The 20501-nt window shown below is 65.3% G+C and carries 26 protein-coding genes; 8 read left to right on the top strand and 18 right to left on the bottom strand.

The features are described 5' to 3' along the window. Positions 1–140: 140 nt before the first annotated feature. The 6 genes from V8J38_RS10120 to V8J38_RS10095 form a co-directional block, all read right to left on the bottom strand. Positions 141–1055 carry a FecR family protein gene (locus V8J38_RS10120; protein WP_291783730.1) on the bottom strand — a complete coding sequence of 305 codons (915 nt, stop codon included), beginning with the start codon at positions 1053–1055 and terminating at the stop codon, positions 141–143. A gap of 101 nt (positions 1056–1156) precedes the next feature. After that, positions 1157–1672, bottom strand: a complete 516-nt coding sequence (locus tag V8J38_RS10115) for a sigma-70 family RNA polymerase sigma factor (protein WP_291783732.1) — start codon at positions 1670–1672, stop codon at positions 1157–1159. A 112-nt stretch (positions 1673–1784) separates the two neighbouring features. Then, positions 1785–2936, bottom strand: a complete 1152-nt coding sequence (locus tag V8J38_RS10110; RefSeq protein ID WP_291783734.1) for a YncE family protein — start codon at positions 2934–2936, stop codon at positions 1785–1787. Positions 2937–2943: 7 nt separating this feature from the next. Continuing rightward, positions 2944–5091: a TonB-dependent siderophore receptor gene (locus V8J38_RS10105; protein ID WP_338575482.1), complete on the bottom strand. Its 2148-nt coding sequence runs from the start codon at positions 5089–5091 to the stop codon at positions 2944–2946. 256 nt (positions 5092–5347) lie between these two features. Further along, positions 5348–5641 carry a DUF2149 domain-containing protein gene (locus V8J38_RS10100; RefSeq protein ID WP_338575480.1) on the bottom strand — a complete coding sequence of 98 codons (294 nt, stop codon included), beginning with the start codon at positions 5639–5641 and terminating at the stop codon, positions 5348–5350. After that, positions 5641–6003: a MotA/TolQ/ExbB proton channel family protein gene (locus V8J38_RS10095; RefSeq protein WP_338575477.1), complete on the bottom strand. Its 363-nt coding sequence runs from the start codon at positions 6001–6003 to the stop codon at positions 5641–5643. Before V8J38_RS10095 ends, V8J38_RS10100 begins: the two co-directional genes overlap by 1 nt. 130 nt (positions 6004–6133) lie before the next feature. Here V8J38_RS10095 and V8J38_RS10090 point away from each other — a divergent pair, with 130 nt between their 5' ends. Then, positions 6134–6607: a hypothetical protein gene (locus V8J38_RS10090; RefSeq protein WP_269298458.1), complete on the top strand. Its 474-nt coding sequence runs from the start codon at positions 6134–6136 to the stop codon at positions 6605–6607. 264 nt (positions 6608–6871) lie between these two features. On the opposite strand, the gene V8J38_RS10085 is transcribed toward V8J38_RS10090, so the two are convergent. After that, entirely contained in the window at positions 6872–7090 is a 219-nt protein-coding gene (locus V8J38_RS10085) for a hypothetical protein (protein WP_269298460.1), read from the bottom strand. Between the two features lie 348 nt (positions 7091–7438). Here V8J38_RS10085 and V8J38_RS10080 point away from each other — a divergent pair, with 348 nt between their 5' ends. Next, the gene (locus V8J38_RS10080; protein WP_291783746.1) at positions 7439–7702 is read left to right on the top strand and encodes a hypothetical protein; all 264 of its coding nucleotides are present in this window, start codon (positions 7439–7441) and stop codon (positions 7700–7702) included. Here V8J38_RS10080 and V8J38_RS10075 read toward each other — a convergent pair. Next, positions 7699–8157 (bottom strand): hypothetical protein, encoded by a 459-nt coding sequence (locus V8J38_RS10075; protein WP_291783748.1) that lies wholly within the window; start codon positions 8155–8157, stop codon positions 7699–7701. The two genes, V8J38_RS10080 and V8J38_RS10075, sit on opposite strands and share 4 nt — an antisense overlap. Then, entirely contained in the window at positions 8157–8468 is a 312-nt protein-coding gene (locus V8J38_RS10070; RefSeq protein ID WP_338575471.1) for a hypothetical protein, read from the bottom strand. Before V8J38_RS10070 ends, V8J38_RS10075 begins: the two co-directional genes overlap by 1 nt. Positions 8469–8835: 367 nt before the next feature. Between V8J38_RS10070 and V8J38_RS10065 the strand changes: the two genes are divergently transcribed. The 4 genes from V8J38_RS10065 to V8J38_RS10050 all read left to right on the top strand — a co-directional run bounded on the left by V8J38_RS10065 (position 8836) and on the right by V8J38_RS10050 (position 10663). Further along, positions 8836–9078, top strand: a complete 243-nt coding sequence (locus V8J38_RS10065) for a hypothetical protein (protein WP_338575468.1) — start codon at positions 8836–8838, stop codon at positions 9076–9078. A 220-nt stretch (positions 9079–9298) separates the two neighbouring features. After that, positions 9299–9523 (top strand): hypothetical protein, encoded by a 225-nt coding sequence (locus tag V8J38_RS10060; protein ID WP_338575466.1) that lies wholly within the window; start codon positions 9299–9301, stop codon positions 9521–9523. A gap of 17 nt (positions 9524–9540) precedes the next feature. Further along, positions 9541–10176 (top strand): hypothetical protein, encoded by a 636-nt coding sequence (locus V8J38_RS10055; RefSeq protein ID WP_253108004.1) that lies wholly within the window; start codon positions 9541–9543, stop codon positions 10174–10176. 298 nt (positions 10177–10474) lie between these two features. Further along, positions 10475–10663, top strand: coding sequence for a hypothetical protein (locus tag V8J38_RS10050; protein WP_200165253.1), 189 nt, complete (start codon positions 10475–10477; stop codon positions 10661–10663). Positions 10664–10689: 26 nt separating this feature from the next. Here the strand turns inward: V8J38_RS10050 and V8J38_RS10045 are convergent, their stop codons facing one another. The 6 genes from V8J38_RS10045 to V8J38_RS10020 form a co-directional block, all read right to left on the bottom strand. After that, entirely contained in the window at positions 10690–11013 is a 324-nt protein-coding gene (locus V8J38_RS10045; protein WP_200165252.1) for a GrlR family regulatory protein, read from the bottom strand. A gap of 391 nt (positions 11014–11404) precedes the next feature. Then, positions 11405–12481, bottom strand: coding sequence for a methyltransferase (locus V8J38_RS10040; protein WP_338575464.1), 1077 nt, complete (start codon positions 12479–12481; stop codon positions 11405–11407). Between the two features lie 149 nt (positions 12482–12630). After that, positions 12631–12888, bottom strand: a complete 258-nt coding sequence (locus V8J38_RS10035; RefSeq protein WP_200165250.1) for a DUF6894 family protein — start codon at positions 12886–12888, stop codon at positions 12631–12633. Between the two features lie 2114 nt (positions 12889–15002). Next, positions 15003–15305, bottom strand: coding sequence for a hypothetical protein (locus V8J38_RS10030; protein WP_269298477.1), 303 nt, complete (start codon positions 15303–15305; stop codon positions 15003–15005). Between the two features lie 183 nt (positions 15306–15488). Beyond that, the gene (locus V8J38_RS10025; protein WP_338575460.1) at positions 15489–16037 is read right to left on the bottom strand and encodes a class I SAM-dependent methyltransferase; all 549 of its coding nucleotides are present in this window, start codon (positions 16035–16037) and stop codon (positions 15489–15491) included. Positions 16038–16285: 248 nt separating this feature from the next. Further along, positions 16286–16504: a hypothetical protein gene (locus V8J38_RS10020; RefSeq protein ID WP_269298481.1), complete on the bottom strand. Its 219-nt coding sequence runs from the start codon at positions 16502–16504 to the stop codon at positions 16286–16288. Between the two features lie 146 nt (positions 16505–16650). On the opposite strand from V8J38_RS10020, the gene V8J38_RS10015 reads away from it, so the two are divergent. Both V8J38_RS10015 and V8J38_RS10010 read left to right on the top strand, forming a co-directional pair. Continuing rightward, entirely contained in the window at positions 16651–17436 is a 786-nt protein-coding gene (locus V8J38_RS10015) for a Crp/Fnr family transcriptional regulator (protein ID WP_269298483.1), read from the top strand. 234 nt (positions 17437–17670) lie between these two features. Beyond that, positions 17671–17958: a SemiSWEET family sugar transporter gene (locus V8J38_RS10010; RefSeq protein ID WP_200165245.1), complete on the top strand. Its 288-nt coding sequence runs from the start codon at positions 17671–17673 to the stop codon at positions 17956–17958. A 6-nt stretch (positions 17959–17964) separates the two neighbouring features. Here the strand turns inward: V8J38_RS10010 and V8J38_RS10005 are convergent, their stop codons facing one another. From V8J38_RS10005 to V8J38_RS09995, 3 genes are read right to left on the bottom strand one after another with little or no spacing between them, the layout of a single operon-like run. Then, on the bottom strand, positions 17965–19104 hold the full coding sequence (locus tag V8J38_RS10005; RefSeq protein ID WP_338575457.1) for a hybrid sensor histidine kinase/response regulator: 1140 nt from the start codon (positions 19102–19104) through the stop codon (positions 17965–17967). Next, the gene (locus V8J38_RS10000) at positions 19101–19676 is read right to left on the bottom strand and encodes a chemotaxis protein CheB (protein WP_338575454.1); all 576 of its coding nucleotides are present in this window, start codon (positions 19674–19676) and stop codon (positions 19101–19103) included. The genes V8J38_RS10005 and V8J38_RS10000 overlap by 4 nt, the downstream gene beginning before the upstream one ends. Then, positions 19673–20497: a CheR family methyltransferase gene (locus V8J38_RS09995; RefSeq protein ID WP_338575452.1), complete on the bottom strand. Its 825-nt coding sequence runs from the start codon at positions 20495–20497 to the stop codon at positions 19673–19675. Before V8J38_RS09995 ends, V8J38_RS10000 begins: the two co-directional genes overlap by 4 nt. Between the last annotated feature and the right edge of the window lie 4 nt (positions 20498–20501).

Genomic DNA, 20501 nt, shown 5'->3' with positions numbered 1-20501 from the left:
ACTCCATCTCTCGACTGAAGCGGCGGATGCAATTCATTCGCAATCGCCTGTTCTGGGCTTAACGAGCGAGCGGTCCGGTTTTCCAGAAATAGTGCCGACTGGCGGGCTGGGATGATTATTTATAACGATTATTCAATATGTTATGTGGATACGATGATGACCCATGGCGTGATGCGCCGCACCTTTCCGCCCAGGGGTTCGACCATCACAGCCAGACCTGAAGCAGGATCGGTCATGTCGTAGGAGCCGGTTACGGTGCGGCGGCCAAGTCCGCCGTCTGTCAGGATGATCACCCCGCGGTGGCGCCGTCGTGCATCGCTCAGCATCTCGGTGACGGTCTGATCCAGCGCGATGAGACGGTCTTGCCGCCAGGCGCCCACGATCTCGGGCGCACTACGCCCGATCCGGACGCCGCCGGGGACGGCTCGCGTCCAGTCGCCGCCATTCAGGACGGTGACGTCGGCGTCGTTTCGCTCGACGCGGACCCGGCCGTGTCGAACAGCGACGTCCGTGCCCGCCGCGCCCATCCGCACATTGAAGCCGGTGCCCAGCACGGTGACGCGCGCGTCCTTGGCCTCAACATGAAAAGGACGGGTCGGGTCGTGTGCGACCTCGAAATAGGCCTCGCCGGTCACGAGGCGGACATCGCGGCGATCTCCCTGCCGGTCGATCGAGATCGCGCTGCCCGGCGCCAGGCGGACGGTGCTGCCGTCTGCGAGCGCAATGGTGCGCTCGTGACCGATGTCCGCCACGTAATCGGCGGTCCACCGCAAGGCCGTCGACGGCGCCAGGACGGCGGCTATCAAGGCTGCGGCGATCCCGCAATCGACGACGATACGGGCTCGCGGCCGCGACGACGCGCGCGACGTTGGAATCTTCCGCATCAGAGAGGTGACCTGGCCCACGTCTTCCCAGGCGATGACGTGGGCGGGGGATTGATCGAGCCAGCGTTCGAACGCGCGCCGAAGGTCTTCGTCGCCCGGCGCCTCGTTCAGACGGACGGACCATTGCGCCGCCTGCCTCAGGGGCGTGTCGGACTTCGCCGGCGCTGTCATTTCCGTTTCCCCTCAAGAAGGGCCTGGATGAAGATTGCGGCCTCTTCAAACTCAACGTCTGGACCGATGGTTTTTCCAGAAACAGGCGTCGTGATCATGGTTCAGACGTCTCGCGACAGGCGCTGGGCGCAGTGTTCCACGCCGTCGACGACAAGCGCCTGGGCCAAGGCGACGGACACGTTCAGACGTGCGGCGACTTCTCGGAGCTTCAGACCTTCGACCTTGTAGAGAATGACCGCGCGTCGCGTCCGTTCGGGCAGTTCGTTCAGGCTCTCCAGCAGGCGCTGGAGATCGGAACGCGCCACGACCACGGCTTCAGGGGAGGGGGAGTCGTCGGTCGGTTGGTTTCCGTCCTCGACCAGGCCTTCGACGGATCGCCGCCCTGACCGCTTGCGCGCGCGGTAAACGTCCAGCGCAAGGTTTCGAACGGTTCTATAGAGGTAGCCGACAGGTTCGGCGATGAGCCGGCGACGTTCGACAGCTTCGACCCGAAGCCACGCGTCCTGAACCAGGTCTTCGGCATGGGCGTGATCGCCGACGATGCCGCAGGCGTAGTCGATCAGCGCCTGCCTGTGCGTTTGATAGACTTCGAGAGAGCGAGGCGGCTGAGACGGCAAGCGAGCAGGTCGACGACGATAGGTTATCTGACGAGCGGCATCCGTGGCCGTCGGACTGAGCCGGCCGCAGATTCTGCTCGGTTCGGGGGCGCCGGAGCGGCCCCTTCGCCGATCAGGGACGCGGGGCCGCCGGAGGGGCGGCGACATCCAGCGGAATGCGGACGATGCTTTCGACGCCGCTGGCGGAGTAGGTGCTGGTGAAGGGCGTCTTCACGGTTACGAACAATGTCTGTCCGTCAGCCGAAAGCGCCAGGCTGTTCGGGTTCGGCCCGGCCCGCACCGTGCGTTTCAGGGCGTGCGTATCCGCATCCCATACCGACACCGTGCCCCGCTCGCGGTTGGTCACATAGAGTTCGCGCCGTTGGGGGTGGAGCAGGATGGCCATGGACTCGCCGGCCTCCGGAATGTCCCCGATCTTCTCGCCGGTGTCCGGATTGACGATCAGCACCGTCTTCAGCTTCGAGTGATCGGTCACGTAGAGCCGATTGCTATCGACGTCGAAGGCGAAGTTCAGCAGCAGGGCTTCGGCGTCTCCGGCCGGGCGGAAACGGCGCTTGATGGCGTAGGAGGCGGTATCGATGACCAGGATTTCTCCCCCGCCGTTGGCTGCGTAGAGGTCGCCCGTGCGCGGATGGATCGCCAAGCCCGTGACCCATTTCCCAGCCTCGCGGATTGTATGGCGAAGTTGAAGCGTATCGGCGTCAACGACCCAGATCACGCCGGGATCGCCCACCGCTCCGATGTAGAGCGCGCCGTTGGCGGCGTCATGGATCACCTGACGGGGGCCGAATTTATTACCGTCCGGGCCGACCTCGTTCAGGTCCAGCCGGCCGATGATGCTGTTGTCTTCCAGGTTGAAGGCCGTGACGCTGTGCTCAAGGCTGTTCGTCGCATAGAGCCTTGAGCCGTCGGCGTTCAGGGCCAGGGCGAAATTGCCCCGGTCCGTGTGGATCGCGCCGACCGGCTCCAGGGTGTCGGCGTTCAACTTATAGACGATCCCGCCCTTGACGCCCGGAATGGCCAGGGCGGAGGCAACGTAGAGCGCGTCGTCGCGAGGATTGTAGCGGACTTCATAGATCCCCCGCGTCAACTCGCGGTAGAGCACGCCATTATCCTGCACGGCGGCGCTGGCGGCGGGTTCGGCGGGCAGGCCCGACGGCATGTTCTGCGCCAGCGCGGAGGTGGAAAGCCCGGCTCCGGCGAGCAGCAGGAGGGCGGCGGCGGATGATTTCTGTAATCTGGTCATGTTGACGGCCTTGGGCATGAGGGGGTCAGAAGCGGTATCGCAGGCTGACGGTCGCGTTTCGGGGCGCGCCGTAGCGATACTGGCTGAAGAAGCCGATCTGGCTGTAATAGGTCTCGTCGAAGAGGTTCTCGACATTGGCCTGCAGCTGAAGCGCGTCGCTCAGGTCGTAGCGCGCCATCAGGCTGACCAGGGCGAAGCCGTCCTGCTGGAAGCGGAAGGGCGCGTTGGTGACGGGATTGACGCCGGCCGAATAGTTCTTGCTGCGGTAGTTGACCCCGCCGCCGATGACCAGATCGCTCCAGGCGCCGGGCAGGCGGTAGGTGGTGAACAGCTTGAGCAACTGGCGGGGATGGTCGGTGTTCACGGCCTGGCCGGTCGCGTCCTCGACCTCGAACTGGCTGTAGCCGAAGTTGATGTTCCAGCCTTCGAGCGGGCGGCCGGTGACTTCCAGTTCGAAGCCCTTGCTGGTCGCGCCCTCGGCGCCGTAATAGGCCTGCGCCGGCGGGGTGACGCCGGGAACGAAATAGCCGATGTCCGCCTGAGCCAGATTGTCCTGTTCGATCCGGAACACGGCGACGGAGGTCTGCAGGGCGTCGTCGAAGAAGGCGCTCTTGAGCCCGGCCTCATAGGCGGCGCCGACGATAGGCTCCAGATAGCCGCCGTTGCGATCGCGCGCATCCTGGGGCTGGAAGATCTCGGTATAGCTGGCGTAGAGCCGATGCGTCGGCGTCAGGTCATAGAGCGCTCCGACATAGGGAATGAAGACGTCGTCGTCGCCGTAGTCGCGCTCGGGTCCGAAATTGAATCCTGACAGCTCCCAGCTCGCCAGGCGCCCCCCGCCGATCAGTTTCAGCGAGTCCGTCAGGTTCAGCCGCAGGGCGCCGTAAAAGCCTGTCTGCTTGACCGTCTCATCGACCGCCAGGACGCCGACGTCGGAGAAGCCGGGATAGGGATAGGCGGCGCCGTCCCAATTCACGAAGTCGTCCGCCGGGGGGAAGGCGAGGGCGGCGTAGGTGGAGGTCTCCCGATCCTGGGTGCTGTGCAGGGCCCCGACGACGAACTCATGCCGGCGGCCGAACAGGCCGAAGTCGCCCTTCAACTGAATGTCGAAGCTGTTCTGGATGCTCTCGCCATCGTCCGAGTAGGGATAGGTGTACTGGATCGAGCCGGTAGAGAGATCGACCAGGCCCGACAGATAGAGAATCTCGGTGGTCTGGGCGTTGCGCAACCAATTGTAGTTGGCCGTGAGCCGCCAGCCGTTGGCGAACTCGTGCTGGATGTTGGCGAAGATGTTCTGGTTCTCGGTGTCCCAGTAGGTCCAATCGGCCGAAGCGGTCTTGGAGCGCGGCCAGACGGCGAAGGAGCCGTCGCTGTAGAAGGAGGGCAGGGCGCCCCAGGCCGGGGCGTTGGGCGAACCGGATTGATGACTTGCGCCGATCCTCAGCAGGGTGCGGTCGGTCAGGTCGGCGTCGATCACCCCATACAGCACGGTCTTCTCATTATGGTAGAGGTCGATGTAGCTGTCGCCCTCCTCGTATTTGGCGACCAGCCGCCCGCGCAGCGCGCCGGAGGCGTTTAGCTTGCCGCCCACATCAGCCGATACGCTCCAGGTGTTCCAGGATCCCACGCTGGCGCCGACATAGCCGCCCAGGACCTCGCTGTCGGCGTGTTTGCGGACCAGGTTGATGGAGGCGGACGGATCGCCGGCTCCAGTCAGCAGCCCGGTGGCGCCGCGCACGATCTCGACCCGCTCATAGAGAGAGACGTCTGCCACGGTCTCGCCGGCGCCGCCGGCGAGGGTCCAGGCCAGGGGCACGCCGTCGACTTGGTAGTTCTTTATCTCGAAGCCACGGGCGCTGAAGGTGTTGCGGACGTCATCGACCTCATTGACCGACACGCCGACCCCATTGGCTATGACGTCCGCGACGGTCGCCAGATTCTGGTCGAGGATGCGCTGCTCAGTGACGATGCTGACCGATTGCGGCGTCTCGCGCACGGTCAGGCCCAGGCCCGTTGCGGTGTCGATCCGGTTGGGAAGCGTGTAACGGCCGGTGACGACCACCTCGCCCACCGCCACGGGCGCTTCAGAAGCGACGGAGCCTTCAGTTTGAGCCGCGGCCGCGAGAGGCGACATCGCCAGGGTTGCGCCGGCGATAAGGGCGGGTTTGCGCATGAGTCATCCTTCGAAGCATCGATCGCCCGCTGGCGAATGGCTCGACGGCGTGGTGATGCCCTGCTTTATTGCGAGGGATTATTAATTGCAAATTTTCCGGCTGTGGCGTCGACATGGCTCCGAAGGTTGCAGATAGGCAACCAGTCCTGCGACGCTTCTATGCGCGTCTCTGAGGAGAGCGCATTACACGGCCGGTTCTCCGGTTAAGGTGAAGCAGATCAGAATCTATGACCGGACTTCTATTCCGGCACATAGATCATTCTGCCGTCCGGCAGGCGATAGGCCGAGCCCGCCTTGACGCCTTGACGCCTTGGCCTTCGCCGATCTGGCCCTGGGATTCGTAGCGGGTCAGTTCGTCGCCTTCCTTCACGGTGATGCGCATGTCGGCCTTGCCAGGGTTCTCGATCACCATCAGGTCGCGCGCGTTGAAGGGGTTGAGCGGGTTCTGAACCAGAACCACGAGCAGGACGGCGATGATCACTACGAACAGGTCGATCAGATTGACAACGGCGGTGATGGGATCGTCGTCTTCTTCGTCGAGGAAGCGCATCAACCGGCCTCCCGCGCGCGTTCGATGGCGCGCAGGTTCTGAAGCAGCCAGCGCCGGCGCACGGTCAGGACATAGTGGGCGATGCTGGCGGCGATCAGGGCCAGTGTGACGCCTGAGAAGGCCACCACCATGTTCTCGCCTACGCCCGAGGCGTCGCCACGTCCCAGCGCCAGCAGGGCGGGGCCCATGGGGATCATGGTGGCGACAAGGCCCAGCACGGGGGCGCTGCGCGAGACGATGCGCAGGCTCTCGAGGTCCTTGAGGATCATCAGTTCCAGATCGTCGCTGGCGGCATCGGTCGCTCGCCAGCGGCGCCATAGGGGACTGCGCCAGTCGGCGCGTCGGCGCTGACCGGCCTCCACCAGGGGCGATCTCAGAATATCTCATTGCCCTTTTCGGTCGTGGCGGTCCTCGCCGGAAATGTGCGAGGGTGGAAGGAGGCTTCGTGAGACGGCCGACGCAACCCGCCCGGTCGGAGAGGGTTGAGCCTTCATGCGCTTCCTCGACCTGCTTCCCTCGGTCCTGATCGGCGCCGCCGCCAGCGCGCGTTCGATGACGCCCATGGCCGTCATCGCCGCAGCGCGCCTGGGCCGCCGCGCCACGCCGGGCAGACTCGTTCTGCTCGACCGTCCGTTATTCAGGTTCGGTGCGCTGGCGATGGGCGTTGGCGAACTGCTGGGCGACAAGATGAAGTCCGCGCCGGATCGTACGGTATTCCTCGGCCTGCTTGCCCGGATCGCGAGCGCCGGGATCGCCGGCGGCGCCCTGGCGCCGAGGGGACGCGAGCGGCGCGGCGCCGCCCTGGCCGTGGGCGTCGCCATACCGCTGGCCTATCTGACGCTGGCCGGCCGAAAGGCCGCGCTGCGGCGCATTGGCCAGACCCGCAGCGGGATCGTCGAGGACCTTGTCGTTGCAGGCCTTGGCGTTGCGACGGTCGCTGGTGCGACACGCGCGCGGCGGCCTTAGCCGACCAGCCTGACGGCGTCAGATTTGCACAGCATGAGCCCGATGGTTGCGCGCCGCTCTGGTGAACTGCGAGATCGCACCCGCGACGATCGGAGATAGGCGGTCAGGGCGGCTCGGTGCGCCCGGACGCCAAGTGTATAGGGCGTCGCCGGAACAGGGCGGCGCTCAAGCTGTGCGGCGGCGCAAGAGCGCCGCCGCCACCGACGATCAATCAGTCGAATGGGCGCCGCTCCGGAGATTCGGCCAGCCACCCATTCCTGCTGATCAGGCGCCCGTGCCAAAGCCCTTCGGACCGCCGGCGCCCGCGGCGCCGTCGCCGCCGGTCGAAGGCGATGGGTTCCTGTCGGCCGGATTGTTGTTCGCCAGAGGGTCTTGATTGGCTCCGCTCTTCCGAGCCTGGCGGCCGGCTTCGACTTCATCGCCGTCCAGGTCGGGCGCTTCCCTGGGATTGCGGTTCGGATCGTTCGGTTGGACGTCGGTCATGGTCATCTCCCTGTTGGTTGCCTGAAACCAAGCGGTGGGAGGTTCACTGGTTCCGAGCTACTTCGCGAATCGAAACGGCCCAGCGAGAACCGGGGGACTGTCCTCAAGCCGGGCCGCTGATCCCATTGAAGGGATTTGTTGACGGCGAAGGGCCGCGCAAGGCTACCAGTCAGGCGGCACGGGCGCCGCGCCCGCGGCCATAACATTCATCGTGAATGCAGCCATCGCGACGCCTAAAGTTTTATGGACATATAACTGTCCCGATGGAGACTATCTCCGGGCGAGAGGGTCACAACCGTTACGCGAGTGCGCAACTCACAAGAGTGTTAGCGCGCCAGAAGGTCGCACATGGACGAAGACGACGACATCGACCCTTCAGACGACCCGATCTATCGGGCTGGCGTGCTCATGGGCAGAAACCAGGCCCTGACGGACGTCATGGAGCGTCTGTTCTCGCCGGACGCCGTATCAGCCGAGAAGACCGTCCGCGCCCTTCACGCCTGGGTCCAGCAGACCATGGACGAGGTGAGGGTTGAGATGCAGCTCGTGTTCGCGGATTTCGGGGCCGAGGCCGAGGCCGAGGACGACGAAGACGATGACGATGAGGGCTAGAGCTTAGCGCGCGCCCTCTCCAGGCGAGCCTGTAGTTTCTCGCGCTGCGCTTCATAGGCCGTCCGTTCCTCTTCCCTGCGCGCCCTAATGGCTTGCAGCTCTTCATCCAGCCGCCGTGCGGCCTGACCGTGCATGGCGTCGAGGTCGTCCAGGGCGATTTGGGCTTCCTCCACGCGTTTCCGATCGGCGGCGCTGGGCTGCTTCGTCTTCTTCGCCGCGCCCTTCTTCGGAGCGCTCGCCGGGAGCTTCACGTCGAGCCTGCGCTCAATCACCGTGCCGGGCGAAGCCTTGGCGGCCTCAGCGTCGGGGCTGTCGTCGATTTCCTTGGCCAGGCCGGTGGCGAAGAGATCCTGGCCGCTGCCCCAAGCGGCTAACGCCTTCGGTCGCGAGCTGGCCGCCACGGTGAAGGTGTGGAAGCCGTCCGACCATTCGAACAGCTTAAGCCGCGGAGCCATCAGGTCGGATCCGCAAGCGGCGGCCTGGGCAGTTCGCGTGCGCCCTCCGGCTCGGCGACGCCAGGCGGTGAAGGCTCCGTACCGGCGGCGTCCTCGATCTTCTTCATCTGTGTGGCGTCGTCGTCCAACTCCGGCGGGGCAGGGGGCGGGTCCGATGGTTTCGGCTTGGCCGGACGGGCGGAGATGTTCTCCTGGCCGACGCCGCGAAGCCGTTCGGCTGGATCACCCCTCGATACTGTGTCGGCTTTGACCGGCGTCAGGTCGCCGTCCTCGTTGTTGAGATGTTCAGGATCACGGGGTGTCTCGGTCATGGCTCTTTCCTCTTATGCTCTGGAGAGAAGTTGATGGGCGAGGAGGCGTTCCAGAACCTGGCGCCATGACTGTCTCGCCGGTGTTCGCCTCGCCTATGCCCATCAACGCGAATTGCGGCAGGGATAGGTGTCGCGCCGAGTTGCAAAGGTGATGCTGCTCTTCCAGGGCTTGGATTCGAGATCGTGGGAGCCAGCTCCGATCGACCTTGCTGAGGCCGTGTCCCGGCCGTGTCTCGAAACGGGGGTGCCAGCGCGAAAGAGGATTCGGCTCTCGAGCGCCAGCCTGCTTCCGCATGGGTCCCCTAGGCGACCCAAGGAACAGGTCGCGCGGCGGGCCCTTGCTTCACCGTCACAGAGGAGCCGCGACATGCCTCACTTCACCATTCGCTACAGTGGATCGGGGACGGGCGTCCTGCGCGTCGAATGCGTCACGGTGGAGGACGCCGCGGCCGCCATGGCCGAGGCGCGGCGGCGGCTCGCCGTCAGCCGGACCTTTTCTTCCGCTGAAGTCTTCGACGACGAGCATGCCTTGTATCGACTGGCGTCGAGGCGAGATGGCGTTTCGGCCGTGGAGGCGGGCGAAGCGCGGACCTCGGAGCGGGCTGGATGACCCGGAACCTTACGGTCCGCGGGAAAGTCTTCGACGCGGCGGAACGCTTTGAATCCGGGCGGCTTCCCACAACACCTCATCAAAGGAGAAACCCATGAGAGCTTCCATAGGTCTGATCGGAGCCGTCGTTCTGCTTGGAGCGTGCGGAGATAACCGCGACGCCCAATCCCCTGTCGAAGGGCCTGTGGTGTCCGCGTCGGAGACACCTCGGAACCCCGCCGTGGACACGACGGAGAACGCTGCAGAGGGGACGATCACGCCGGGCGCAAATTCCTTTACCGAGGGGCAGGCGAGAAGCGCCATTGAGAAACAGGGCTACGCCCAGGTCGGCGGTTTGAGCCAGGGCGAAGACGGCGTCTGGACGGCGACCGCCGTCAAGGACGGCGTCGAGTCGAGGGTTTCCGTAGACTACAAAGGCGTCGTCAGCGCGTCGCCCGCTTCCTGATGCTGAAGGAGATTTCCATGTCCACTATCACGCGACTCTACGATACTCACACCGAAGCGATGGACGCCGTGTCCGCCCTCGAAGCCGCCGGCTTTGGAGCGGCTGACATCAGCGTCATCTCCAATAACGCCGACAACTGGCACGAGAGCCACCGACATCACGGGCGGTCGCCCGGTGACATGAACGGCGACGGCGAGAACGACGTCGCAGAAGGCGCGGGCAAGGGGGCGGCGACCGGCGGCGCGCTCGGCGTGGGCGCCGGCGTTCTCGCAGGCCTGGGCATGCTGGCGGTGCCGGGCCTGGGCCCCGTGGTGGCAGCAGGCTGGCTCGCGTCGGCGGCGGTTGCGGGGGCCGCGGGCGCCGCTGCGGGCGGGGCGGTCGGCGGAATTCTCGGCGCGCTTAAGGAGGCGGGTCATGATGACGATGACGCCCACGTCTACGCCGAAGGCGTGCGTCGGGGCGGAACCCTTGTCAGCGTTCGCGTCAATGAAACGGAGCGGGCCCGGGCGCAGGCGATCCTGGACGAGAGCCGCGGCTGGGACGCCGCCGCTCGAGGGGCCGCCTACCGCCAGACGGGCTGGACGCGCTTTGACCCCGCCGGGGCGCCCTATACGACCGACGAGATCGCTGCGGAGCGCGCTCGATATCGATAAGGCGCGCAGGGGAGGCGGCGCGGGCGCTTTGCGCCGCCTTCGCCGCCTCGCGCGGGGGCAGGAGGACGGAGAAATGAAAAGAAAACGCCTGTTACGCTCCCGCGTGGGCGTCAGACTTGAACGCATCCAGCCCGGCTCAAGACGACGGGAGGCGTGGTATCGCCTGACCGGAGATGGGACGGACAAGCCGCGCCGCTATGATGATAAAGCTGCGGCGAAACGGGCCTTCGCCTGGAGCGTCGCTCGCCGTCTCGCGGCTCGAGGACGTCCCTCAGCCTGGTTGGTGGTAGGATAGGCGATGCCGATGTTTCTCGTGGACTACCAGCAGGGCGAGCGTTGCTTTTCTCTTCAGTTGGAAGCGGAGGACTGGGAGGACGCTGAAGACAAGCTCATGGCCCTGCAGGGCGGAGCAGAAGTGGTCGGTCGCCTGGTGATGGAAGGCGATTGCGAAGGCGCAGCCTCGATCGGCGGAGGCGGTCGTTGTTGATCTGGCCGTAAACGACGGCGCGCCGTCTAGGCCAGTCTGCTCATCACGGCCTCGAAACTCACTTCGGGCGCATCGGGCGAAGACCCCGACATGAGCGCGTCCTGGCCGAGGATATCGCCTTCCAGCTCGATACGCGCACGCTCGACGCCGAACACGGATCGCAGGACAGGGATGATGGTATGCCGATCGAGCTGCAGGCTGGCCTTGAACCTCGCTCCGTGAATGACATAGGAGCCGACATAGAACGAGCTGCTGTCGCCGCCGATGATGCGCCCGCCCTGGAGCACAACCACCCCATAGCCCGACCCCAGCCGTGTCCTGAAGCCGATCTTGTAAAGGCCGTCGTCCATCAGCGCTGGGCCGCAAGGCGAGCGGAAGATTTCGGCTGCGATCTCGGAGCCGACTCTCGCTCGGGGGCGGCTGAAAGGTCGGTGTCGATCTGCGCCTTCTCGGACCCGTCGCACATGTGGCAGACGCCCCCGTCGACAATGCCTGATCCCGCGCATCGGAGGCAGAGCTGGGGCTCTGGCGAACTTACGTCGATCTGCGTCATGGACCTGTGCACATACCCTCTAGCCACGCCCTCTATTAAGGCCTTCAGAGGTTTAACCCGCGCTCCGGAATCCACTTCCTCCTCACGCGGATGCGACCGAAGGCTGGCATAAGGAACGCCGCCTTCACCGAAGCCCAAGCGGTCTAAGGGCGAAGGCCCCGGGTGGCGAATAACCTTCGCGGCGCGGCCTAGCGAGACAGGACAGCGCCGATGGCCGCGATCCTTTCGACCTCTCGATAGCCTTCGTGCGCCAGCATCCCCCCGAAGACATCCGGGTCGATCTCCTCATAAGTCATGCTCGCGCCTGCCTCGGCGGCGAGCCGCTCGAGCTCGATGCGCAGCAGATCTCGGCCTTCGATGATCGGGCTGCCCGTGTAGAGCACGAAGCGCCCCCGCGGACGCAGGCGATGCAGTCCAACAGAGACCCACGCCAAGGCGAGGTCCATGCCCAAGGCGCCGCCTCCATCGCGATAGGTCCGATGCTCGCCGTCGGCCAGATAGGGCGGGTTGGCGATGATGAGATCGAACTCGCCGGCTGCGGCCTCGGGCCCAGAGCCCGCGACAAGTTCAATCGACAGGCGGGCGTGGGCGGCATTGGCGGCGAGGAGAGCAAGGGCGAAGGGGTTCACGTCCCCGGCCACGACCCTGGAATGCGGCAAGCGTGTGGCCAGCGCCAGCGCGCCGGCGCCGGCGCCGGCGCCGACGTCGAGGATCGAGCGCGGCTGCGTACCGCATAGCGCGGAGGTCAGGAAGCGGACGAAGCGGTAGCTGTCCGGTCCAAGGAAGACGGCGTCGGGGGCGTCGCTCCGGGCGGAGTGCAGGTGCAGGCGCCCGTCAAGCGCACTGACCCTGACAGCGGATCGAAGCGACGCGCCCTCGTCGACGAGGAGCCCGCCGCTCGACATCGTGGCGAGGAGGGTAGGGTCGAGGTCGTTCGGGTCGAAGGGGCGCCCCCAGCCGAAGATGTCTCGCAGGTTGGCGGCGCGGGCGCGCTCCCGCCGGGACGCCACCCGTCTGTGGGTGGCGGGGGTCGGGCTCACGAAATCGTACCCGGCGGCCGCCAGCAGGTCGAGAAGGGCGACCAGGGCCGCGCGCCGCTGCCCAATCCCCATGTCGGCGGAGCTAGGTCCAGGGCGGCGATCGCTGTGATCATGCGCTCCTTCCATCAGGTCGCCTTCGAGCCGGGCGGCCGGATGGCTTGGCTTGCGACGGCCGGCCGGGAGCGGCGGCGCGGACGACCTGGGCCGGCGGGTGGGGAAGAACATGCGGATTTCCTGACGGTCCTAACCAAACGAGGAGGCGCTCAAGCTTTGAAACCGGCCGTCGTCGATCCGACGCTAGGCCTTCTAGATAAGGCTCCAGCGCCTGCGGCGTTGCATCCGAGCGGGCGCTCGGGCGTACGCGTCCGACGCGGTCAATCTCGGCTCGCGTGGTTTGCGCCGCAGCTTGTGATGTCGCAGATTCGGCGGCCGTCGATCGCGGTCACCGTGACCCGATACGAAAAGCCGTCGTCCCTCACGGTGTCGCCCTCTTTCAACAGCTCGCCCATGAAGCGCAGAGCTTCCCTGTATGCGTCGTCGTCCGTGGCCGCCGCGATCTCCGCGCAGAAGGCGGAGTGGTGCCCGAACAGGGCGAAACGATAGAGAGGGTGGTAGGCGGTCCCGCAGGTCATCGGCGCTCTCCGAGGTATCCACGACTTGAACGAACGCGTCGGCGGGCTGAAAGAGCGAACTGTCCGGAGGACAGCTCTACAGCGGGCCGCGCGCTTTGGACGTCGCCATCGGCGGTGGCCCGATATGACGGCTCCGTCGACGACCGGCGGGACGCGAAGGCGCGCCTCAGCATGCTGGACTTGTTAGGCGAGCATAAGAAAACCGATCTGCCGCATTGGGACTCAGGCGGGCCTAACGAGCCTGAAAGCTCGGCTTCGAGAGGGGAGCGAGCCCGGATTGCAGGGCCTCCGGTTTGGCGGGTGTTCGGAGAGCGGCCTTTGGCGCTTGAAGTTTCCTGCAGACGCGCCTCAGGCGTGCTCTCGCTTCGGAGGGCATGTCCTTGACGTTCGGAACCGTTCTCATTCCCGTGAGTTGGCCCATCGCAGCTCTCTAACCCCTGGAGCTGCCCTCTGTTGAACCGCGAAGCCCCTCGTTGGAGGCCCCAGGCGCCGGCGAGGGGTCTTCATTTGCCTACAGAAGAAACGCTCGCACGGGCGGGAGCCACATCCGCCGGCCGGGCCAGCGCTCACATTGATGGTGTCGCCGTCGCTGTCGGCGCCACGACCTCCCAAGCTTCTCTCTACGGAAGACCGGCCGGGGCTAGCAGCAGACGGGACGCAGGCGTTGCAAGGCCGACAGCACGGCCAGAAACCTTATCAGGGAGCCGGTGGCGACGCCCGCGACGGCGAAGCCCCGCAGACGACACTCGGATGCCAGCTGGACAGGCGAGGCCGCCGCACTCGATTAGCGGCAAAGATCACCGGGGCCGCCAGGCCGAGGTTGCGCCATTGCGAAAGTCGACGTTCCGCCATGGGGTGGTCTCCTTGTCGTCATGGCCACCTGAAAGCAACCTCGCCGCACGGCCGACGACCTGACGGCCGACATCAATGAGTCTGTCCGATCACTCGAAGGCCGAGGAAGCGGCGATCGCGAGTAGGGCCAAAATCGCAATCACCACCGACCATTCGCCGAAGCTGGGTCGCCATTGGGGACGTCTGGGCAAGTCGCGTTCCTCTACCGTCGGTCCAGCCCCGCTCTTTCAGGAGGTGCGCGAGGGACTGGAGCAGGCCCGCTCAGGAGGCGAGCGACTGGGCGAGCTTAGATCTCCAAGCGCTTTGCGCGTTTAACCTGTGATGATTAACGGCAGCGCTTTTGATATTTCAGCCCGCACGCCGCCGCAGTCGAGGGACGGAGGCCGCCTAGAGGAGGCGCTCGTTCCCGGTCAGGCGTTTGAATAGGCGATCGAGCGCCGCGAGCAGGTGTCCGCCAAATCCAGTCATGCGAAGCCAACAAGCTGCGCCGGAATTGGTTGCGGCCCGGTGCGCCGCAGGGGGTGCGTGGCTGCGCGCCGGGCCGCATCGCACGCCAGCGCCGGAATGCGCCTCCTTAAAGCTCGAGGACCATCCGGGGTTCCGTCTCAGCCCATCCAGCCCATGTAGGCGCACCCGACGATCCCTATGAACGAAAGCGTTCCGAGCAGCCGCGCCGCCTCCCACCCGGCTAGACGCCACCAGCGGGGGATGGGAGATTTTTGTTTGCGCAAAGACGATCTCCCGGCGCCAGGAAGAAGGGGATGCCCGGCAAACTGCTTAAGCCCGGCCTGGTTCCTCTCGGTCGCGCCTTTCTCGTCAGGGGTTGCGGCCCGGAGCGGTGGTCAGGGGGGTTGCGCTCCGGGCCGCAGACTTCCGCGCGGAAGACAATCCTTAGCCGTCCCGAGGGCGATGGGTTCCACGGGGGCGGCTCTTCGACCAACTGCGGAATGACAGCCGAAGCCGGCCCGCTTCACGTTATCCGGTCGCAATCCAGTAAAGGATGCCGAAGATCGCAAGACACAGGGCGATCAGGACCGCCTCTGTCATCCGTCCCGTTCGTTTGGGCCGCCCCGGCACGTTCCGCCTCCCGTCGTGAACGATGTTACTATTTTACAATTTGCATGGCTGTCCAGCCCTCGACCGGCCGCATCGACGGACCGGCTCGGCGACCTGGATAAATCCCTCCTGGGCAGCATAGGGAAGGGCGAGTCCGCAGCGCTCTTCTGGCGCCCCCTTCTACCTGCTGCACTCCGCCTTGGCCGTCAGGCGTTTACGCGCTGGTCGGTATCGTCGACGTTCGCCGCCGCCTGGGCCAGCAGGCTTCCTCCGATCAGCAGAGGAGAGTCCTCGGCTGAAAGGGGAGGTAGGCAAACAAATCGCGCCGCCTTTTGGCCGTTCCGTAGGAACAGATGGATCTCGACGTGGTCGCCGGCGGCAGCCAGCCGCTCCGCCACGGTCTTGGCGACGTCTTCCGCGGCGCGCCCGCGCCCAAACAGCTGAGGCTCGACGTCATCCACGCGGACGGCCCAGACGTCGCCAAAGGGTTCTACAACGACGGTTCGCATCGAAGCATCTCCAGTGAAGAGTGAAGGCGGTCGCTATTTGGATGGCCGCGGAGACGGTTCAAGGGGCGCTGTAGTCCAGCCCGGCAGGCTGTTCCATAAGTTTGGGGGCTTCCAACCGACGGCCGGCCATTGCGACTGCGTCAGCAAAGGCCGGCCAGCGTCCCGGCCCGGATCGCGTCCGGCCTACGCCTTCATGGCGTGCCAGCCTCGGATCATGAAGGCCTGGAAGAAGGACACGGGCGTCGCAAACCCTGCTGCCCGCCAAAGGGCCTCGGTCTCTGCCGCCGGCAGAACCCCCAGCGCGTCGCGCAGCATGCTCTCCAGCCTGGCCGACGATTCGGGGGTCGCGCCCATCAGGGTCTGGACCTGCTTCCAGTCCTTCAACATGTCTGGAAACGCCGCATCTTCGAGATCGGCGCTGATTTCGGCGCTGACGAAGCGACCGCCCCGCTTCAGTCGATCATGAATGGCGCTGTAGAAGGCCGGCCGTTGTTCCCGTCTGATGAAATGGGCGACCAACAGGCTGACCGCGGCGTCGAATGGGCCGGGGGGCGCGTCCTCGGCGTAGCCCTGGATAAGCTCGCATCGCTCCAGAACGCCCGCTTCCTTTAACCGGTCCCGGCCGACATTCAGCATCTCGGCGGAAGGATCGACCCCGACGAAAAACCATCCTGGACGCGCTTGGGCCAGGGAGAGGATTTCAGCGCCCGTTCCCACGCCGACGCACAGCACTCGCGCTTCGCTCGGACATTCGGCCAGGACCAGGCCCGTTAGGAAGTGGAGGCAATTGGAGATCGGAACGAGGGCGCGGTTCCGATGGTCGTAGGCGTCCGCCATCTCCTGGTTGAAGAAGGACGGCGAGGCGGTCGATCGGGAAGAAGGCATTGTTAATGTGTAACACAAACGTCGTCCGGTACCATGCCAACCGTCATGTCCTGTTAGAGCAACCGGCCGATCGTCCGAGGCCCATTTCGGGAATCCTAATCCAGCCTCACATTGACCGCGCAGATCTGGCGGCCGTCCTTCGTCTTCACTCTCACTTCGAAGGCGACGGATTCCCGGCTCAGGATCTCGCGCTCCTTGATCAGATCGCCGGCGAAGCGAAACCCTTGACGACGCGCCTCGGCGTCCGTCGAAGCCTCGGCTTCGTGGACCTGATCCACCTCCAGACCGGCGACGAGGAAATCGTAGAGGGCCATGACGGAAACCTATACGCCCGAGCCTGAACCTAGGATGACTCTGCTGATCGGCGTCTCTCGGCATGGCGCCAGGCGATCCGACCCATGCGAAGGGGAACCGTTAAAGCAACGCCTGGGCGTCGAGGACGTTATCGACGCCGCGTCGCATGAGCGGCGGCGATGGAAATGCGCGAAGTGTGGAGCGGGAAGGCGAAGAGGGGATGTGGTCCGGCGACGAGCTCCACGATCTGATCACGATCAAGCTGACGCGGCGCAGGAGCGTGTCTCCAGCAACCCTCCGCAAGCTCAGTGAAGCGTTCAATCCCTTGGCGCTCATCCCTGCGAGGGACGACCTCATCGTACAGGGCGTCAAGGCCTCCTCCTGCCTCCTGCTTTTGAACGGGTTTGCGGCTCGCTACCGCTTGTTGCGGAATGGGCGGCGCCAATTCACCGAGATTTGTCTCCCAGGCGATTTCGTCAATCTCGGCTCTTTGTTGAAGAAGCGTCAGCCGCAGGGCGTCGTGGCCCTGACGGACTGTCGGGCGGCCTCCATTCCCCATGCTCGCCTTGATCGGTTGATCGACGCCGACGGCGACCTGGTCAGAAGCCTGTGGCTGGACACCCTGGTCGACGGCGCCGTAAGCCGCGAGTGGATTCTTGCGCTCGGCGCCCAGAGCGCAAAGGAGCGCCTGGCCTGGTTCCTGTGTGAACTCTACTGCCGACTGGAACTGGTGGGCCGCGCGAAAGACTGCTGCTTCCAGTTGCCTATGACCCAGGCGGAGATAGCGGATATCCTTGGGCTTTCGACCGTCCATGTGAACCGCGTCGTGGCGGAGCTTCGACGAGAAGGTCTCGTGGAGTGGAAGGGGGCTCTTGTTCATCTGAAAGATTGGGGCGGGCTGGCCGCCCTGGCCGAGTTCGACAAGGCCTACCTGGAGTCGCCTCCAGAGTAAGCGGGCGGTCGCGGTGGGACGGCGGCGCGAGATCGGCCGCGTCCGTCCCTGTTCTCGCTACAGGCGCAAGCGTAGATGGCTTTTATCGACCCATCGACCCACCCCGGCGCAATCGGAAAAGGCTCCGATCCATTAGGATCGTTGTCGGCGGCGCTGAGGCGATCGTCACTACATTGACCTCAGCGGCGAACATGCACCTTGGGAACAGCGTCGCTAACATGACGTTGGCCCATCATGACTGGCGATGTTGCAACACTTATCGGCTCGGCTGCAGCAATCTGCTCGATTACGAGCTTTGCCCCGCAGGCGTACAAGATCTGGAAGGAGAGGGACGCCTCGGCGGTGAGCCTCAAAACCTATTCCCTGACCGTCAGTTGCTTCATCCTGTGGACGATCTACGGCGTGATGACCTCGGCCTGGCCTGTGACCGTCGCCAACGCCTCCGCCCTCGTGATGGCGTCGGCGGTCCTGGTTATGAAATGGCGCTTTCGCGACGCGGCGAAGAGCGCATCGGACGCGTGAACGCGGTCAGGCGGCGAGTGGAAAACGCAGGGTGAAACAACTGCCTCGACCGGGGCCGTCGCTGGCCAGTTCGACGGCTCCGTCATGCATCTCGACCAACTGCTTTACGAGAGCCAGGCCGATGCCGAGACCTTCGCGCGAGCGATCGTCCGGCCCCTTCGACTGAGTGAACAGATCGAAGATGCGGCCCTGCATGTCATGCGGCACGCCCACGCCGTTGTCGGCGATGTCGATCCGCACCTCGTCCTGGACGACATCCGCGGAAATACGGATCTGTCCTTCGGACGGCGTGTATTTGGCGGCGTTGGTCAGCAGGTTGCTGACGACCTGCGACAGGCGGGTGAAATCGCCTTCGAGCCACAGGGGCTGGGAAGGCAGGGCGACCGTCAGGTCATGCGCGCCCGCCTCGATCTTGGGGCGGCTGGTGTCCACGGCGGACTCGATGACGCTCTGCAGACTCACACGCTCGCGCTGAAGGGAAATCTTGCCCTGGTCGATCCGGGCGACGTCGAGCAGGTCCTCGATCAGCCGCGAGAGGTGGTGGGCCTGAACCTCCATCCGCGCCTGGATGTCGGCCTTGCGGTTCTTGTCCGACTGGCGCTCCAGAAGCTGAAGACCGGCGCGGAGCGCCATGATCGGGTTGCGCAACTCATGGCCCAGCATGGCGATGAAGTCGTTCTTGCGGCGGTCGGCCGCGCGCAGGGCGTTAGCGTAGGCCTCCAGTTCATCGCGCTGGGCGAGAATCTCCATGCGCTGACGATAGAGGTCGATGAAGACGTTCGCCTTGCTGCGCAGGATGTCGGTTTCGATCGGTTTCTGGATGAAGTCGACCGCCCCGGCCTCATAGCCCCTGAACCGTCGCTGCAGGTCGGCGCTTCCCGCCGTGACGAAGATGATGGGGACGTGGCGCGCGTTCACATTGCCGCGCATGAACTCGGCCAACTGGAAACCGTCCATGCCTGGCATCTGCACGTCCACCAGGGCCAGGGCGACATCGTGGATCAGCAGCAGCTCCAGCGCCTCGTCGCCCGAGCGGGCCTTCAGGCAGACGACGTCCTCCCGCTTCAGCAGCGCCTCCAGCGCGAGCAGGTTCTCTTCAAGGTCGTCGACCAGCAGAAGGTGAATCGGCTGTTCCGGGCTGCTCATTCTGTTCCGAGACCTTTCAGATGTTCGGCGATGCCTTCGAGCGGCAGGGCGACGGCCGCCGTGCAGGCGTTGCGGGCGGCCTGGGGCATGGCCTGGGCGTAGGCGGCGGCGGGCTCCTCCACCAGGGCGACCCCGCCCGCGGCGGCGACGGCGCTCAGCCCGGCTGCGCCGTCCTCGTTGGCGCCGGTCAGGATCACCCCGGTCAGGCCGGCGCCGTAGGCGTCCGCCGCGCTTTCGAACAGCGCGTCTATGGAGGGGCGGGAGTAGTTGACGGCTTCGTCGGAGGACAGGGCCATATCACCGTTGCTCTCGACCAGCAGGTGGTAGTCTGAGGGGGCGAAATAGACCACGCCGGGACGGGCGGTCTCCTTGTCTTCGGCCTCCTTGACCTCAAGCAGGCATCTGGCCCCGAACAGAGGGGCCAGCACGTTGCCGCGGTCGGCCGGGACGTGCAGGACGATGAAGATCGGCCAGGGGAAGTCCGCCGGCAGCGACGGGAGGAGGGCGAGCAGGGCCTGCACCCCTCCGGCGGAGGCGCCGATCACCACGGCCCGGTCGGGGGACGGACTCATGGTTCGCGTTTCCTGTAGATCTTCTCCGCCGGGACAAACTCGGAGAAGGCGGCCGCATGGCGTGAGAAGCGCAGGCTTTCCTTCGATCCGATCCCCAGAAAGCCGTTGCGCGCCAGGGAGTCCCTGAAAAGGCCCACGGCGCGATCCTGAAGGCCTCGGTCGAAATAGATCATGACGTTGCGGCAGGAGATGAGCTGCATCTCGGCGAAGACGGCGTCCGTGACAAGGCTGTGGTCAGAGAAGACGACATTGGCGCGCAGCGACTTGTCGAAGACCGCGCGACCGTAGTCGGCCGTATAGTAGTCGGACAGGGACGAGCGGCCGCCCGACTTCTGGTGGTTTTCGGTGAATTTGCGGATTCGATCGAGGGGATAGATCCCCGCTTCCGCGGCGCGCAGGGCGTCGGGATTGATGTCGGTGGCGTAGAAGAGGGTGCGATCGAACAGGCCTTCCTCGCGGAACAGGATGGCCATGGAATACAGCTCCTCCCCGGCGCTGCACCCCGCGATCCACACCTTGAGCGAGGGATAGGTGCGCAGATGGGGCAGCACCTGCTCACGCAGGGCGCGAAAGTAGCCGGGATCGCGGAACATCTCGCTGACCTGAACTGTCAGGAAGGCGAGCAGACGAGGCAGCATTTCGGGATCGTGCAGGACCCGTTCCTGCAGGGCCGTCAGGCTCGGCAGGCCGAAATGGCTGCGCGCCTGAATCAGGCGGCGCTTGATCGACGCCCGTGCGTACTGGCGGAAGTCGTAATGGTAGCGCTGGTATAGCGCCTCCAGCAGCAGACCGATCTCGATATCCTCGATCTCGTTCGTCATGGCG

Origin of the sequence: Brevundimonas olei, assembly GCF_037055245.1 — a bacterium.
In the GTDB taxonomy this organism is placed as follows: Bacteria; Pseudomonadota; Alphaproteobacteria; order Caulobacterales; family Caulobacteraceae; genus Brevundimonas; species Brevundimonas olei.
The sequence above is the reverse complement of the archived record's forward strand: the minus strand, read 5'-3'. Positions and strand labels throughout refer to the sequence as shown.